This window comes from Neptunomonas sp. ABH4_499, assembly GCF_056160565.1.
Genome location: NZ_JBSWXK010000008.1, coordinates 101,341 through 116,290 on the forward strand (window position 1 = coordinate 101,341; position 14,950 = coordinate 116,290).

At 50.7% G+C, this 14,950-nt stretch carries 15 protein-coding genes and 1 pseudogene; 8 read left to right on the top strand and 8 right to left on the bottom strand.

What is annotated here, in order from left to right:
- Positions 1 to 34: 34 nt before the first annotated feature.
- Together ACXAF9_RS10195 and ACXAF9_RS10200 are read right to left on the bottom strand one after the other, a co-directional pair.
- A complete protein-coding gene (locus ACXAF9_RS10195; RefSeq protein ID WP_475073626.1) occupies positions 35 to 667 on the bottom strand; it encodes a helix-turn-helix domain-containing protein in 633 nt (210 codons plus the stop codon).
- A 174-nt stretch (positions 668 to 841) separates the two neighbouring features.
- Positions 842 to 1,210 (bottom strand): annotated as a pseudogene (locus ACXAF9_RS10200) (alcohol dehydrogenase catalytic domain-containing protein); the annotation flags it as partial.
- 175 nt (positions 1,211 to 1,385) lie between these two features.
- Here ACXAF9_RS10200 and ACXAF9_RS10205 point away from each other — a divergent pair.
- The 3 genes from ACXAF9_RS10205 to ACXAF9_RS10215 are packed head-to-tail and all read left to right on the top strand — an operon-like array spanning position 1,386 to position 2,796.
- Positions 1,386 to 1,613, top strand: coding sequence for a hypothetical protein (locus ACXAF9_RS10205; protein WP_475073628.1), 228 nt, complete (start codon positions 1,386 to 1,388; stop codon positions 1,611 to 1,613).
- Positions 1,614 to 1,657: 44 nt separating this feature from the next.
- Positions 1,658 to 2,311: a hypothetical protein gene (locus tag ACXAF9_RS10210; RefSeq protein ID WP_475073631.1), complete on the top strand. Its 654-nt coding sequence runs from the start codon at positions 1,658 to 1,660 to the stop codon at positions 2,309 to 2,311.
- 11 nt (positions 2,312 to 2,322) lie between these two features.
- Positions 2,323 to 2,796: a hypothetical protein gene (locus tag ACXAF9_RS10215; RefSeq protein WP_475073633.1), complete on the top strand. Its 474-nt coding sequence runs from the start codon at positions 2,323 to 2,325 to the stop codon at positions 2,794 to 2,796.
- Here the strand turns inward: ACXAF9_RS10215 and ACXAF9_RS10220 are convergent.
- From ACXAF9_RS10220 to ACXAF9_RS10230, 3 genes are read right to left on the bottom strand one after another with little or no spacing between them, the layout of a single operon-like run.
- The gene (locus tag ACXAF9_RS10220; RefSeq protein ID WP_475073636.1) at positions 2,793 to 3,875 is read right to left on the bottom strand and encodes an ABC transporter substrate-binding protein; all 1,083 of its coding nucleotides are present in this window, start codon (positions 3,873 to 3,875) and stop codon (positions 2,793 to 2,795) included. The genes ACXAF9_RS10215 and ACXAF9_RS10220 overlap by 4 nt on opposite strands.
- The gene (locus ACXAF9_RS10225) at positions 3,859 to 5,286 is read right to left on the bottom strand and encodes a sensor histidine kinase (protein WP_475073639.1); all 1,428 of its coding nucleotides are present in this window, start codon (positions 5,284 to 5,286) and stop codon (positions 3,859 to 3,861) included. The genes ACXAF9_RS10220 and ACXAF9_RS10225 overlap by 17 nt, the downstream gene beginning before the upstream one ends.
- Positions 5,279 to 5,947, bottom strand: coding sequence for a response regulator transcription factor (locus ACXAF9_RS10230; protein ID WP_475073642.1), 669 nt, complete (start codon positions 5,945 to 5,947; stop codon positions 5,279 to 5,281). The genes ACXAF9_RS10225 and ACXAF9_RS10230 overlap by 8 nt, the downstream gene beginning before the upstream one ends.
- Before the next feature lie 152 nt (positions 5,948 to 6,099).
- Here ACXAF9_RS10230 and ACXAF9_RS10235 point away from each other — a divergent pair, with 152 nt between their 5' ends.
- From ACXAF9_RS10235 to zapE, 5 genes are all read left to right on the top strand, one after another.
- The gene (locus ACXAF9_RS10235; protein ID WP_475073644.1) at positions 6,100 to 7,077 is read left to right on the top strand and encodes a Bug family tripartite tricarboxylate transporter substrate binding protein; all 978 of its coding nucleotides are present in this window, start codon (positions 6,100 to 6,102) and stop codon (positions 7,075 to 7,077) included.
- Positions 7,078 to 7,085: 8 nt separating this feature from the next.
- A complete protein-coding gene (locus ACXAF9_RS10240; RefSeq protein WP_475073646.1) occupies positions 7,086 to 7,526 on the top strand; it encodes a tripartite tricarboxylate transporter TctB family protein in 441 nt (146 codons plus the stop codon).
- A 12-nt stretch (positions 7,527 to 7,538) separates the two neighbouring features.
- Complete coding sequence (locus ACXAF9_RS10245; RefSeq protein WP_475073648.1) at positions 7,539 to 9,062, top strand: tripartite tricarboxylate transporter permease; 1,524 nt, start codon at positions 7,539 to 7,541, stop codon at positions 9,060 to 9,062.
- A 116-nt stretch (positions 9,063 to 9,178) separates the two neighbouring features.
- On the top strand, positions 9,179 to 10,195 hold the full coding sequence (locus tag ACXAF9_RS10250; protein WP_475073650.1) for an AbrB family transcriptional regulator: 1,017 nt from the start codon (positions 9,179 to 9,181) through the stop codon (positions 10,193 to 10,195).
- A gap of 121 nt (positions 10,196 to 10,316) precedes the next feature.
- Positions 10,317 to 11,519: a cell division protein ZapE gene (gene zapE, locus ACXAF9_RS10255; protein WP_475073653.1), complete on the top strand. Its 1,203-nt coding sequence runs from the start codon at positions 10,317 to 10,319 to the stop codon at positions 11,517 to 11,519.
- On the opposite strand, the gene nhaD is transcribed toward zapE, so the two are convergent.
- From nhaD to eno, 3 genes are all read right to left on the bottom strand, one after another.
- A complete protein-coding gene (nhaD, locus tag ACXAF9_RS10260) occupies positions 11,516 to 12,760 on the bottom strand; it encodes a sodium:proton antiporter NhaD (RefSeq protein ID WP_475073654.1) in 1,245 nt (414 codons plus the stop codon). The two genes, zapE and nhaD, sit on opposite strands and share 4 nt — an antisense overlap.
- A gap of 106 nt (positions 12,761 to 12,866) precedes the next feature.
- Positions 12,867 to 13,619 carry a triose-phosphate isomerase gene (gene tpiA, locus ACXAF9_RS10265; RefSeq protein ID WP_475073656.1) on the bottom strand — a complete coding sequence of 251 codons (753 nt, stop codon included), beginning with the start codon at positions 13,617 to 13,619 and terminating at the stop codon, positions 12,867 to 12,869.
- Positions 13,612 to 14,940 (bottom strand): phosphopyruvate hydratase, encoded by a 1,329-nt coding sequence (gene eno / locus ACXAF9_RS10270; RefSeq protein WP_475073659.1) that lies wholly within the window; start codon positions 14,938 to 14,940, stop codon positions 13,612 to 13,614. The genes tpiA and eno overlap by 8 nt, the downstream gene beginning before the upstream one ends.
- Between the last annotated feature and the right edge of the window lie 10 nt (positions 14,941 to 14,950).

Sequence of the window (14,950 nt, forward strand, 5' to 3'; positions counted from 1 at the left end):
ATTAGCAATAGGTGATTACAAAAGCAACACAGTGTTAAGCGGTAACCCAGAGAATTTCAGCATCGTCTTGGCTGGTGGAAATGACCGCATGGCCCATCTCACAATCGTAATAGACGCTATCCCCTTCAAAGAGTTGCACCGGCTCATAAAACTCCGAAAAAAACAGCACTTCGCCTCGGATCACAAACAGCAGCTCTTCGCCTTCGTGCCGTACCCAGTCGCCAAACTCATCGAAGCTGCGTGCACGAACGGTGGTTCGGTACGGCAGCATCTTCTTGCGGGTTAACTGATTGGCCAGTAATTCATGTTCGTAAGTAACGGTGGGGTGCGGTTTACCTTCACCTTTACGTGTGACATCGCGACGACCACGTGCGCCATTACCATGCGTCGGTTGGGTAAAGAGCTGCGGTATGTTGATGCCAAGCCCCTTAACCAATTTAGTGACCGCACTAAAGGTCGGTGATATCTGCTCGTTTTCTATTTTAGACAGGGTGGAGCGGGCAAGGCCTGTCAGTTTGCTGGCCTCTTCTAGTGTTAGGTTTTGGCTTAGACGAATTTCACGCACGCGCTCGCCCAGCTTTAACGTTTCGACAGTATGATCATCATGCGTTAAGCGGGTGACTTCAAAAGCGGGGTTGGGTTGCGGGTGAATAGGTTGGTCTGACATCTAAGCATCCTGAACTGCACTAACTCGGCCCCAAACGTTTGGGCAAACAAACATAATAAACAATCGATGCCATTGTGCCTATCGTGAAAAGCGACGTTTCTTTTTTCCCATGCGAAATCAGCAGGTTCCACTTTTTTCTTACATAGAACCTGCCAAAGCGTAAGGGTTAAGCGGCGCGGTAGGTCTTGCCGGGTTCACGTTAAGGCAAATACCCGTTAAGCCCGATTTGCAGTTACGGCAGCGGCCACACGCAATATTGAATGGTACCGAGACGATATCACCCGCCTCTAGGAACTCAACATCACGAACGGTCTCAATGATAATGCCCGTGATTTCGTGACCAAGCACTAAGCCCTCTGGGGCCGTGGTTCGACCGCGCACCATGTGTTGATCGCTACCACATATGTTGGTGGTCAGTACTTGAAGGATAACGCCGTGATCACATTTGCGATTGCCCAGTGATAATTCAGGGAAGGCAATGGACTCTACAGCGACTTTGCCAGGGCCTTTAAAAACGACCCCGCGGTTATGAGAAGCAGACATGTTGAAACTCCGGTGTATTATTTTTGTTTGGAGCTCACACGGTAGCGCTCGTACAAATGCGAATTTGTCCAGAAGCGTCACGCTATCCATTAGAAGCGGCGGTGAATATTGAGCACAGACCTCAATAGCTCGGTATACTTAGCCCAGAATTGGACAACAAGGACGGATTCATCCAATGACATGGCTTCTTGAAGTCGCTCTCTGGCTGGTGTGGGAGTTTCTCATTAATTTTGTGATCTACAACACCGGTGTTTTGTTGCTTCGCGTTGTTTCGGTGGGCTATTGGGATTATGAATTGAACCCGATGGGCGTGACCGACTTCGATACGGGACGAGGTTCACTTTGGCCTTATCTTGTTGGGGTCTTGTTTTATGGCTTGATCATCTTCGGGCTGTTTAGCTAAGTTTCTTTTCTCGAATGACTGCTCTTATCTTACAAGGATGTCGAATGATAAATCGTAGTTCTGCTCGGCAATTGCAATATGTTGTCTACGCCGTAGCCCTCATAATTACCTTAGCGTGTTTGATGATGACCATCTTGATGCGAGAAGGTTTGCCAGTGGATGGCAGTACCGTGCTAAGTCGGATGATCTTCATAGATCAAAACACCGCGCTTTGGAGTGCTTCTTGGTGTGTTTGGATGTTTGCTGCCATTGGGTTGTACCTGTTTTGCGCGGTGTTTGCCTCGCAATTGAATCCATCCGTGTTTCGAACCGTGGGTTTGGCGTTAGTGGGGATGGGCATTCCGGCAGATCTCTCTGCAGAAGTGATTTACGCCTTTATTATCCCAAAACAGATCGTGTTAGATACAGGCCCTGATTTGATTATCTTTTTAGAGCAGCTTGCCAGCCATTTAACCGGCTTTCTGGGTAACGGCTTATATAACTTGGGCGGGTTGATGCTAACGCTTTTGGCGTTTTCGCAGAAAAAACTCCCTCTATGGTTGCTTGCCCCCGGCATTTTGGCCTGGTTGCTGGGCTTGGCGTTGTCTGTCTCGATCGCGGTTGATGCAATGAAAGCTGCTGAGATCTTTACCGCATTAAGCATGACGATAAGCACTCTTTGGATGGTGGTCTGGGCGAAAACACGGTTAGCGGATTGATGGAGTACATCTTGCTGAAAGTCATCCACATTGGTGCACTTCTGATGTGGATTGGCCCGGCCTTAGGCGCATGGTGTGTTCTTAAAGTTGCTGAACGCAAAACACCCCTCACTAACCCAGTATTAGCTAAGGTTAGCCGAGTGTTTTTCTGGATGGTGACGTTAGAGCACATCGCCTTTCTGGCTTTGTTGGCAACCGGTATCACAATGGCCAAACAGTACGGTTGGTGGGGGAGTGATTGGCTCAATCAGAAGTTGCTGATTGTGATGGGCGTTATCGTACCCCTTGAAATAATCGATATTATCCTTGGTAATGTGATCGTGGCCAGAGCCAGCAAACGTCTGCATCAAGGGGGTGGCATCAGTGTTACCGAACGAACGTGCATCCATTTCTACCATGGGCCTTTTACTATCTTGGCTCTGGTGTTGATTCCGATCACCGTCTTTTTAGTGATGTACTTGGCGGTTGGTAAAGTGCCGTTTTAAGGAATCACAATCTCATACAAAAGTGCATTACTCCATTCATCAATAAAGCGGCGCTGCTTTAATTGATCCAGATAGACCATGAGCGCAGGGCCAAGTGGAATGGGTTTTAGCTGCAATGGGTATCGGCGTTTGAGTGATGATGCGGTGTATGGGCCTGTGGCGTCTGGGTGTAGGGCGATTAATCCGCTCTCTTTGGCGATGATCTGTTGGCCCGGTAACGAGAGTAGATAGCGCATAAAGGCTTTGGCACTCTCTGGGTGGTCGGCGTATTTGCTGATGAAAGCGACCCGGCTCATGACGAGGGTGTAATCCTCTGGAAAGATTACCCCTAAGCGTGAATCGTGCTCGATCTGGTTCAATACATACGAGCCAAGTAAGTTATACCCCAAAACGATTTCGCCGGTTTCCAGTCGGTCAATGATCTCACTGGTACAACAATGCAACTGGGCGACGGCTCGGCCTAAATTCTCTTTTAGTCGGCTGCTGATGCTGGAGTTTATCTCATCTTGCGAAGCAAACATGTAGCCGACGCCTGATAGCCGGATGTCATACGTGCCGATACGATGGGTATAGAAGTCGGTGCCGTTGCGGATGGCTAAGGCCAGCTCCTCGTGGGTTTTGGGCAGTTCTCGGTTGCGAAACGCAGCGCGGTTATAGGCCATGACCACCGGTTCAAAGGTGAATCCAAATGCTTCGTTGCGCCAACGCGCCCAGTCGGGCAGTCGGTCGATGACGGGGTCTTCAAAGCGTTGAGCGTAACCATCGTTAACCAGCTTAACTTGCAGGTCGGCCGCTGAGCTGATCACCACATCCGGCATGGCCGCATCAGGTAAGTGGCGAAGGGTGTTGTAGAGCTCACTGGTTTGAAACTCTTGGTAGTAAATATTGATCGATGACTCGTTTAAAAACGCATCGATTACCGGCTTAATCGCACTGGTGTCGGTTGCGCTGTAAATGACCAAGTCCGCTTCGTAAGCGTGTTCCACAATACCTGCGTGCAAGGTCGCGCTTAACGTTGATACCCAAAGCAGGCATGCGGAGCGTGCGGTGCGAACTAAGCGATTAAACCGCGGGCTCATTGGTATCCTCCTTAGGCAGGTTAGGGGGCAAAATGGGCAGATAGATCTTAACCCTAAGACCGCCGCTTGGGCTGTCACTGAGTTTTAGAACCCCTTCGTGCGCCGTTACCACCGTATCAACAATCGCTAAGCCTAAACCGCTGCCGTTATGGGTGTTATTCAGTAACCGTGAAAATCGACGGGTAGCTTGGCGGCGTAAATGGGGTGGGATTCCCGGGCCTCGGTCATCAATTTGGATCAGTGTCATCATTTTTTGCTGTACCAGCTCAACCGATAGTCGCACATCAATGTGGTTATCCGGCGGGCCGTACTTCACAGCATTATCGAGCACATTACGCAGCGCTTCTTTAAGGCTGATCCGGTCCCCTTGGATCTTCATTTGGTCATCGTCGGCATGATAAGAAAACTCAATAGGCGTGTGTGCGTAATCGCGAACCACCTCGGTCAGGATATCCGTTACCCATTTATTCAGGTGGAGTACTTCTGGGTATTGGGTGTCGCTTCGGTGCGTAACCAGCGCGTGGGCGAGTAATTGATTAGTAAGTCTGGTTAATTGCTCGTATTGATGACGGATTTTGCTTAAACGAAGCTGTAAGTCCTTTGGGTTATCGGTTTGCAACGCGATGTCCAATTGGCCTTGTAACCCGCCTAAACTGCTTCGGATTTGGTGCGAGGCATCGGCAATAAACATCTGCATAGTGTCAAGGTTTTGCAGTAATTGGCTTTGATAATCGTTGATTGCGTTTACCAATGGAGCTGCTTCTTGAATGGGGGTTTCAGGTATTGGGGATCGGTCCAAAATTGGGCGGCGCTTCAGTAAGTCCGATATCTGATTAAGGGGCAGCAGGGTTTGGCGAATCCCAAAACCCACCAGTAACAGGGTTAACAGTAAGATACCGACTAAGCCAAACAGCGCGTTGTAAAAGATCTCATCGGCAAGCTCATTACGCGCTTGGCGCGTTTGTCCTAGCAGAATTGTCACCCAGCCAGAGGCAACCGGCGAGATAATCCGCTTACTCTGAACCACCATACTTAACGCTTCGCCTTTGTAGCCTTCGGTGTAAAACTGTGGCTGGCTTGAGGGGACGTAATTCTTAGGTTCAGGCAGTCCAGTGTACCCGGTGAGGTGTTGACCGTTGTGATCAAGCACTTCGTAAAAGATCTTATCGTCGGGGGCAAGCTCCAGCATGGAAAGTGCCGCATAGGGCAGGTCTAAATCGATCTGGCCTTCGCGCACGGTCACACGCTCTAAAATCGAGATACTGGCGCTGTTTAGTAGGCGGTTAAAGGAGATATCCGCAGCGCGTTTAGCGTAGCTCCAAATCCCGGCGCTTAACATCAGGAAAACAATGGCCATAATGACGGCCGTTTGCACAATCAATTGTTGACGAAGCGAGTAGCCATTAATCATCAACGTGGCCTAAATAGCCGAGCCCACGAATGGTTTTGATGTGCAGTGATGAGTCCGAGAGTTTTTTTCTTAGGCGTGTCAGGGTTTGTTCGATGGCATTGGGGGTGTGTGCTTCATCGTAGGTGTAGAGTCGATTGGCGATCTCCTCTTTGGTGAGCACCCGGTCTAGATTTTTAATGAACAGCTCAAGCAGCTGTGTCTCGCGCAAGCGAAGCTCGATGGGCGTTTGGTTAACCGATACCTGATGCGTTGCTCGATCAAACACCAGATTGCCGCACACAATGGTGTTGCTGGCTTCGCCGCGTTCGCGTCGAAGTAGGGCGCGGCAACGTGCGGCCAATTCGCGAAAGTCGATCGGTTTGACCATGTAATCGTCGGCACCCAAATCTAAAGCACTGACACGGTCATCGATCTCGGAGCGTGCTGTCAAAATCAGTACGGGAATAGCATTGCCTGCGCTTCGCAAAGACTGCAACAACTGGTAGCCACTGCGCCCTGGTAAGTTGATGTCTAAGATCAACAGATCAAAGTCACTAAAATCCAAAGTGCGTTCGGCCTGCTCGACAGAACCTGTCCAGTCGAGAGGGTGCCCCATTTGGCGGAAGTACTCCTGAGTGGCATCCGCTAGGGCTTCGTTGTCTTCAATTAACAGTATTCGCATGCGTGTAGCATATCCTCGTTTAAGGGTACGGCAAGGGCTTGTTAAAAAAATTTTCCGTGTCAGGTCGGTGTCAGGTTTGTAGAGTATTGTGCTTTAGCGCTCAATGAGCGTCTCACTATCTAACAACAAAAACAGACAATTTGGAGAGCCCCATGAAGTTTCAACTTCGTTCCCTTGCTTTGGCAGCAGGTCTGGCTACCGCAATGAATGCAATGGCATTCGAACCCTCTAAACCCGAATGTATCGCGCCTGCAAAACCCGGTGGTGGTTTTGACTTAACCTGTCGCATCGTATCCAACGGCTTCAAAGACGCAGGTCTTATGGAAGTTCCTATGGCCGTTACCTTTATGCCAGGTGGTGTGGGTGCTGTGGCCTATAACCACATCAATGCGAGCCGTCGTGATGATGGTAATGCGCTGGTGGCTTTTAGCTCGGGTTCATTGCTGAACATTGCCCAAGGTAAATTTGGTCGTAACCTAGATGAAAACGCTGCTCGCTGGGTTGGCGCGGCAGGTGTGGACTACGGTGCGGTTATCGTTAAAGCCGATGCGCCTTGGAACACACTTGAAGAGCTGGTCGAAGATGTTAAAAAAGACCCTTCTAAGTTTGTACTCGGCGCCGGTGGTGGTGTCGGTAGCCAAGACTGGATGAAAGCGGCGATTTTGATGAAGTCGGTCGGTGTTGATCCTAAATCCATGCGCTATGTTGCTTATGAAGGGGGCGGTGAAGCCACGGCTGCCTTGATGGGCGGTCACATCCAAATCTACCCAGGTGATGTGGGTGAAATGGTAGGTCAAATGGAAGCGGGCAAGCTGAAAATGCTGGCTGTTATGGCACCGAATCGCCTTGAAGGTGAGTTTGCGGCCATTCCTACCGCAAAAGAAGCGGGCTTTGATGCGGAGTGGACCATTCTTCGTGGTTACTACTTAGGCCCAGACGTATCTGATGATGCTTATGATTACTGGGCTGCCCAGTTTGAAAAAGCGTACGAGAATGATGCGTTTATCAAAACCGTCGAAGACAAAGGCCTGATGCCGTTTAAAATGTCGGGCGAAGAGTTTGAAGCTTACGTAAAAGGCCGCGTGGGCTACATGCGTGACCTTGCAAAAGACGCTGGCTTAATTAAGTGAGATCAACAATGTACGACCGCATTTTTGCGGGTACATTGCTGGTGCTGTCCGGACTTCTTGTCTGGGCAGCCGTTAAGTTAGATGTACCCTTTCAATACGAACCCCTTGGGCCAAAAGCCTTCCCGATCATTTTAGGTGTGTTGCTGGCCATTGCCTCTATTTGGCTGATGATCAAACCCAGTAAAAACAGTTGGCATCCGACCAAAGAGCTGCTGGTTAATTTGTTGACCGGTTTGGTCTTGATGGCGGTGTATGCGTACCTGTTTGAACACGCGGGCTTCATCATCTCAACCTTTGTGGTTGGCAGTGTATTCAGCTGGTTGTTTGGCGAAAAACCAATCAAAGCTGCGATCTATGCCCTGATCATGAGTGTGGCGAGCTACTTCCTCTTGAAGCACGCCTTGCAACTGAATGTACCTACGGGTATCTGGCTGTCCGGCTTGTTCTAAGGGAGACACCTGATGGATGTTTTAAGTTATTTAGCAACCGGCTTCTCGGTGGCTCTGCTCCCGCTCAACCTTTTTTTAGTGTTAGTGGGCTGTTTTGTAGGAACCCTGATTGGCTCATTGCCGGGTATCGGTCCAATCAACGGGGTAGCGATTCTTTTGCCTTTGGCCTACGCCATGGGTTTTCCGCCGGAGTCTGCATTGATTTTGCTGGCCGGTGTGTATTACGGTGCTGAGTACGGCGGCCGTATCTCCAGTATTTTGTTGAACGTGCCAGGCGATGCCGGTGCGATCATGACCACTCTGGATGGCTACCCATTATCCCGCAAAGGCGAAGGCGGCCGAGCGCTCGCACTGTCAGCGGTCAGCTCCTTCTTCGGCAGTATGGGGGCCCTGTTAATGATGGTGTTTACCGCACCTTTACTGAGCCAGCTAGCCATCCAGTTTGGCCCGTCAGAATACGTATGGCTGATGGTGTTTGCCTTTACCTGTCTTGCAACCATGGTGGGCAGCCGCCCAATGAAAACCTTGGTAGGCGTGCTGATCGGTTTGGTTTTGGCTACTGTCGGTGTTGACTCTGGTACGGGCGTACTGCGCTTTACCATGGGCATTCCTAACTTCTTTGATGGCGTGGATTTCTTGGTGGTGGTGATCGGTATGTTTGCCATCTCGGAAGTCTTGGTATTGCTCGAAAGCTGGGCGAAGAACGATCTTAACATTACCCCTGTGGGCAAAAGCTTTGTCTCAATGGCGGATCTGTTAAAAGTGAAGTGGGTGATTTTGCGCTCTACTGTGGTTGGCTTCTTGATTGGTGTGCTGCCGGGTACCGGTGCATCCATTGCCAGTGCGGTGGCATACGGTACCGAAAAGCGCATGGCCGAAGGCGATGACGAACACTTTGGTGAAGGCGATATCCGCGGTTTGGCTGCGCCAGAAGCGGCGAATAACGCATCGGCTGCAGGTGCGATGGTGCCTATGTTGACGCTGGGTATTCCAGGCAGTGGTACAACGGCCATTTTGTTGGGCGCGTTGTTGATGTTTAACATCACCCCAGGTCCTTTGTTGTTTGAACAACGCCCTGAGATTGCATGGGGTCTAATTGCCTCGATGTTTGTTGGTAACATCGCTTTGTTGGTGATGAACCTTCCGCTGATCGGGTTGTTCGTCCGCTTGCTTTCGATTCGCCAATCTTACTTGGTACCGATCATTGTAATGTTGACGTTCATTGGTATCTACTCGATCCATGGCGATAGCTTCGACCTCTACTTTATGGTGATTTTGGGTATCTTTGGCTTCTTGCTTCGTAAGCTGCACTTCTCACTGGCGCCGGTCATTTTGGGTCTTGTGTTGGGTGAGGTACTGGAAGAGAACCTACGCCGTGCGTTATCCATCAGTGGTGGCGATTGGGGCATCTTACTAAACGGCGCAATGACCTACAGCCTTGCTGTTGCGACGGTGTTGGCGTTGTTTGCCCCTTTATTGATGCGCACGTTAAAAAAGCGTAAGGCGATGGCGCAAACGGCCGACGTCGATGAGTAAGTTGGACTGAACGTGTTATCTGTCGAATCCTGCCAAAGGGATGACGGTTGGGGGTAGCCTTCGGGTTACCCCTTTTTTTTGGAAGTAACATTACAATAACTAAGGTTTTTGATCCGATGTTGATCATACTGCGGACCGTAATCATCGGTTGTATTGGCGCATGGGGAGCGCATTTTTTAGGTTTGCCATCCTCTTGGTTGGTTGGGGCACTCATTGCTGTGGTGGCGTCTGGTGTTATGGGCATCAAAGTGGCGATGCCCAAATCAACCACGACGATGATCAGTCTGTTTCTTGGGATATCCGTCGCACAGAACATAAGCTCGGACTTGGTTAACGAGTTGTCCCACTGGGGGCGTTCGGCGGCCTTGCTTTGCTTGATGATGGCGGCGCTGTTATTGGTTATGTACCGCTACTACAAACGACTGCCTGGGTGGCAGCGCGAAGAGGCGATGTTTTGTTCGGTGCCCGGTAACTTAGCCATCATCATGTCGATGGCACCCGAAACCGGAGCCAACGTACGGCGTATTGCGTTAGTGCACAGTGTTCGGTTGTTGTTTTTGGTGTTTTTAGTCCCGATGTTTTTACCCTTGGCCGAGCGTGAACTGACTTTAGAGGGCTTATACCTTGAGCACCCGGAGCAGATGGTCGCTACCTTTGTGCTGGCCATCGCTTTGGGGTGGTTGTTTAAACGATGCAAAGTCCCCGCGGCGATGCTGGTGGGCGGTTTGGTATCGACGATTGTGCTTCGTGAGTTACTGGGCTGGGATTGGAAACTGCCCAGTGTGTTTTTGTTAGCCCTGTTGGTGTTTTTAGGCTGCGCGACTGGCAGCCGATTTGATGGTATTAAGTTGGCCGATGTGCTTCCCGAGTTAAAAGCCGCTGCGGGGGGCTTGGTGATCACCTTGGTGATTTCGGCAGTGTTTGCGGTCATTCTGCATTACTGGACGGGCGTCTCGTGGACGCAGGCTTTGTTGGCCTACGCACCGGGTGGAATGGAAGTGATGATCGCCATTGCGATGAATCAAAACGTGGACCCTTTGTTTGTTGCAACCCATCAGATGTTTAGGATGCTGACCATGAGCTTGATGATCCCCATCTTGTTGTTCCATCTTAAAAAGCGTAAAACGGTCTAGGCGTTTGGTCTAACCCATATCATTTAAGGTATGAAATGGCAGTGAAAAGGTTATTATTCTGCCCTTACGACCGTAAACGCAGCGGCGTAAAATACTCCCTTTTTTATCATCAGACCTTTCCATGAACGCTGCCCCTCCAACTCAATCACCTTCTGCAAAGTGCTCACCGAGTGAGCGCTACCGACACGTACTGAGCGAAAAAGGCTATGTAGAAGACCCGATTCAACGACGGGCACTCACCGAGTTGGATCGTATTTGGCGTGAGCTTCAACAAGCGCCCAAACGCCTAAGTATGACCCAGCGAGTGTTGGGCGCTAAGAACGCGCCTGTGATGGGTTTATATTTGTGGGGCGATGTGGGTCGTGGCAAAACGTTTTTGATGGATCTGTTCTTTGAAAGCTTGCCGTTATCCGACAAGCTTAGGATGCACTTTTACCATTTTATGGTGCATATCCACACCGAAATGACCGCGGTGTCGGGGAAGAAGAACCCGCTGGATGTGATCGCAAAGCGACTGGCCGCGCGTTGTAAGGTGCTTTGTTTTGATGAGTTTTTTGTAACCGATATTGGTGATGCGATTCTGATCGGCAACCTGTTTAAAGCCTTGTTTGAGCGGGGCGTTACCGTCGTAACAACGTCGAACATCCCGATTGAACGCCTGTTTATGGATGAGTTACATAAGCATCGATTTGATCCTGCCCGTGCTTTGTTAAAACAGCACCTTCGCGAGTGCCATCTAGACGGTGATCAAGATCACCGAATGCGCCACTTAAGTTTTGATCAAACCTACTTCTATCAAGATGAAACGACGCCAGAGCGTGTCTTTAAAGAGTGCACCGGCACGGAAACGATTAACCCCGATACCTTAACCGTTCAACGAAGATCGATGGATGTTCTAGCGCATCATGCTGATGTGGTGTGGTTTCGGTTTGATCAAGTGTGTGGCGGCCCGCGTGCGCCACAGGACTATATCGAGCTTGCCAACCGCTTTAATACGGTGATCATCTCTGATGTGGAGCATCTCGGTGGTGAGGTAAAAGAGTGGATCAAAGCGCGTGGTACCGAAGATGGTAGTGGGGAAGTGACCGATACCAACATGCGCCAAGTGCGCTACGCCAAACTCGATGACCCCGCGAGGCGCTTTATCTCCTTGGTGGATGAATTTTACGACCGTCGTGTGAATCTTTATTTGTTCAGTGATCGACCGATGGAAGCCTTGTACGGCGGCGGGGCGTTGGATTTTGAGTTTGCGCGTACCTTAAGCCGACTGACCGAGATGCAATCCAAAGAGTATCTCGATCAGCCAGTGATTAGGGACGTTTAACCAAACAGGAAGTGCCCCATCAATAGGCTACCGGCGTAGCCAATCGAGTAGCAAAGTAGCAGCAGAAGGCTGTACTTCATGTAACGGAAAAAGCTGAGGCTTTGTACTTTGCTCATCGCAACAATGCCAGCCGCAGAGCCGATGACCAGCAAAGAGCCACCCACGCCCACGGCATAGGTCAAAGAGAGCCATTCGGCATGACTCATGGTGATGCCTGCTTTGAGGAGTGCGGCTGTCAGTGGCACGTTATCCACTAATGCCGATAAGAGTCCTAACGCGTAATTGGCGATGTCGGTTGGTAGGACATCGTAGATGCGCACCAGTTGATCCAGCGTGCCGATGTCTTTGAGCATCCCCACCAAGAGCAAAATCCCCAAGAAAAACAGCAAAGTGTCGTACTCAATGAGGCGCACATAGTCCAACAGGCTTTCACGCTCATCTTCGTGATAGAACATCTGTCCTAGCAGGAACATGATCGATAAGCCAAACAGGAAGGTCAGCACCGGCGGAACACCGGCAACAATGTTCAAAATGATGGTCGCTAAGATGGTGCAGATAAAGAGTGCGGCAATACCGAGGCCGGTTTTGTCGTAGGTGGCTTTCTCTTTCCGAAACACGATGGTGTTGTTGGTGCCGATGCTAAGCAGAGCTGCCAAGATCATCACGCTGGTAAAGGAGGGGATACTGAGCCACAACAGATCATCAATACTGGCTTTACCTTCCAAGAAGATCATCAAGGTGGTTACATCCCCAGTGATCAATGATACGCCGCCTGAGTTCACCGCAAACACCGACAATACCGCCAACCGCAAGGTACGGTTGGTAGGAAGGCCCAGCGAGAGCACTAATGTAATCGAGACCAATGTGGCTGTGATGTTATCGGATAACGATGAAAACACGAACGCAAAGGTCGCCACCAAAAAGGTCAGACGGCGCTCGGTCATCTGCTTCGGCAAGCAGCTTCGAATGATCGATTCAATCAAGCCCTTTTGGTTAAGAAACGCCACAAAGGTCATGGCGGCCATCAAGAAAAGCCAAAGCGTGGCGATCTCCATCAGGTTTTCCCCCAAAGCCTCATTCAGGCTTTCGGCATCGGCGCCGTGTTCGGGGAAGAGAAACAGTAACAGCCACGCAAGCGTTCCTAGAAACAGCGTGGTTTTGGCTTTGTTGATGTGGGTGACCTCCTCAAGGGCAATCAAGAGAAAGGCCGCCACCGCAATGAGCAACAGCAAGGTAGTCATAAGGGGTTGGGTCTCCAAAGGTTTAAAAGGTTAAATCCAAAAAGAAACAAAAACGCCTCTGCCTCTCGGTTAAGGGGCAAAGGCGCTTTAAAATAAGGGGGTGCACTTACTCGGCCGCGAGGCAGATCTCCACAAAGTCGGTTGCCTTTAGCGAAGCGCCACCAATCAGGCCGCCATTGATGTCGGGCATGGAAAAGAGCTCTTTGGCGTTACCTCGGTTCACGCTGCCGCCATACAAGATGGATAGGCTTTCGGCGCTTTCTACATCGTGCTCGCGTACCAGGCCTCGGATGTACGTGTGTATCTGCTGAGCTTGCAAAGGGGTGGCGGTTTTGCCGGTTCCTATGGCCCAAACCGGCTCATAAGCGATGATGCCTTTGGCTAAATCAGCAGTGCCGACCTTGTCGATAACCGCTTGAAGCTGATCGGCAATCACTTGCTCAGTGAGCTGTTGTTCACGCTCATCCAGTGTTTCGCCAACGCAGAGTACGGGCGTAAGCTCGTGGCGCAAGGCGGCCGCGAACTGATCGGCCACCGTTTGGTTGGATTCGAGGTTATGGACTCGACGTTCAGAATGGCCCACTAAGACAAAACGGGTCTTAAACTCTTTCAGCATCGCGCCCGACACCTCGCCCGTGTGGGCGCCATCATCGAACGCTGAGATGCATTGTGCGCCAAGGGATACGGGGCGTCGAAACAGCTTATCGCTGATCTGCTGCAGATAAGGGAAGGGCGGACAGATCGCGACTTCAACGTTGGGCAAAATGGGCAGCTTGGACAAAATGCCCTCGACCAGTCGACATTGACTGACCTTGGTACCGTTCATTTTCCAATTGCCGATGACATAGTGCTTAGGCATCGCCACGACTCCCTTTATTCAGATTCACGCGGCTGACCAAGGCTTGATCGCCTTTGTAGGGGGCTTGGTCCTTAAGTGACTCTTCAATACGGAGAAGGCGATTATACTTTGCGACGCGGTCTGATCTGCAAAGCGAGCCTGTCTTGATTTGGCCTGCACAAGTCCCCACCGCAAGGTCGGCGATGGTGGTGTCTTCGGTTTCACCTGAACGATGTGAGATAACGGCTTTGAAGCCGGCGTCTTGCGCCATCTTAATCGCATCCAGCGTTTCGGTCAGTGTGCCGATCTGGTTGAATTTGATCAAAATCGCATTGCCGATGTTCTGCTCAATTCCGCGCTTTAGAATCTGCGTATTGGTGACAAACAGATCATCACCGACCAGTTGCGTGGTGGCACCGAGTTTTCGTGTTAAGTAGTTCCAACCGGCCCAATCGGACTCATCCAATCCGTCCTCAATGGAGACGATCGGGTAGCGCTCTGTGAGTTCGGCCAGATAATCCGAAAAGCCTTCTGCCGTGAAGGATCGCTCCTCCCCAGAAAGCTGGTAAGCCCCGTCACGATAAAACTCAGAGGCTGCACAATCGAGCGCCAGCGAGAAATCATCGCCTAATGAGAAACCGGCGGCTTCTATCGCTTCTTGAATTACAATTAAGGCTTCTTCATTGCTGGCTAGATTCGGTGCAAAACCGCCTTCATCGCCCACCGCGGTATTCAGGCCGCGTTGTTGCAATACCTTTTTGAGCGAGTGGAACACTTCCGCGCCCATGCGTAAGGCCTCGCGAAAGGTGGTGGCCGAAATGGGTTGGATCATAAACTCCTGAATATCCACATTGTTATCGGCGTGCTCGCCGCCGTTTAGGATATTCATCATCGGCACGGGCATACTGAACTGCCCCGGCTGGCCATACAACGTGGCGATGTGCGCGTATAAAGGTTGGTTCTGATCCAACGCTGCGGCTTTCGCTGCCGCTAACGAGACCGACAATGTGGCGTTCGCACCCAAGGATGATTTGTTGTCCGTACCGTCCAACTCACATAAAGCATCGTCAATAAGGCGCTGGTTACGGGCATTTAGGCCTTTAAGTACCGAGGCGATGCGCGTGTTGATGTTATCAACGGCGGTTAAGACGCCTTTGCCTAAATAGCGCTGAGGGTCTTTATCGCGTAACTCCAATGCTTCTCGAGAGCCTGTGCTCGCCCCAGAAGGGGCGCATGCGGTGCCGATGACTCCGTTGGTGAGGATAACATCGGCTTCTACGGTCGGATTTCCGCGCGAGTCAAGGACCTCACGCGCTTTAATATCCTGGATGATACTTGTCATTTTTATTGGT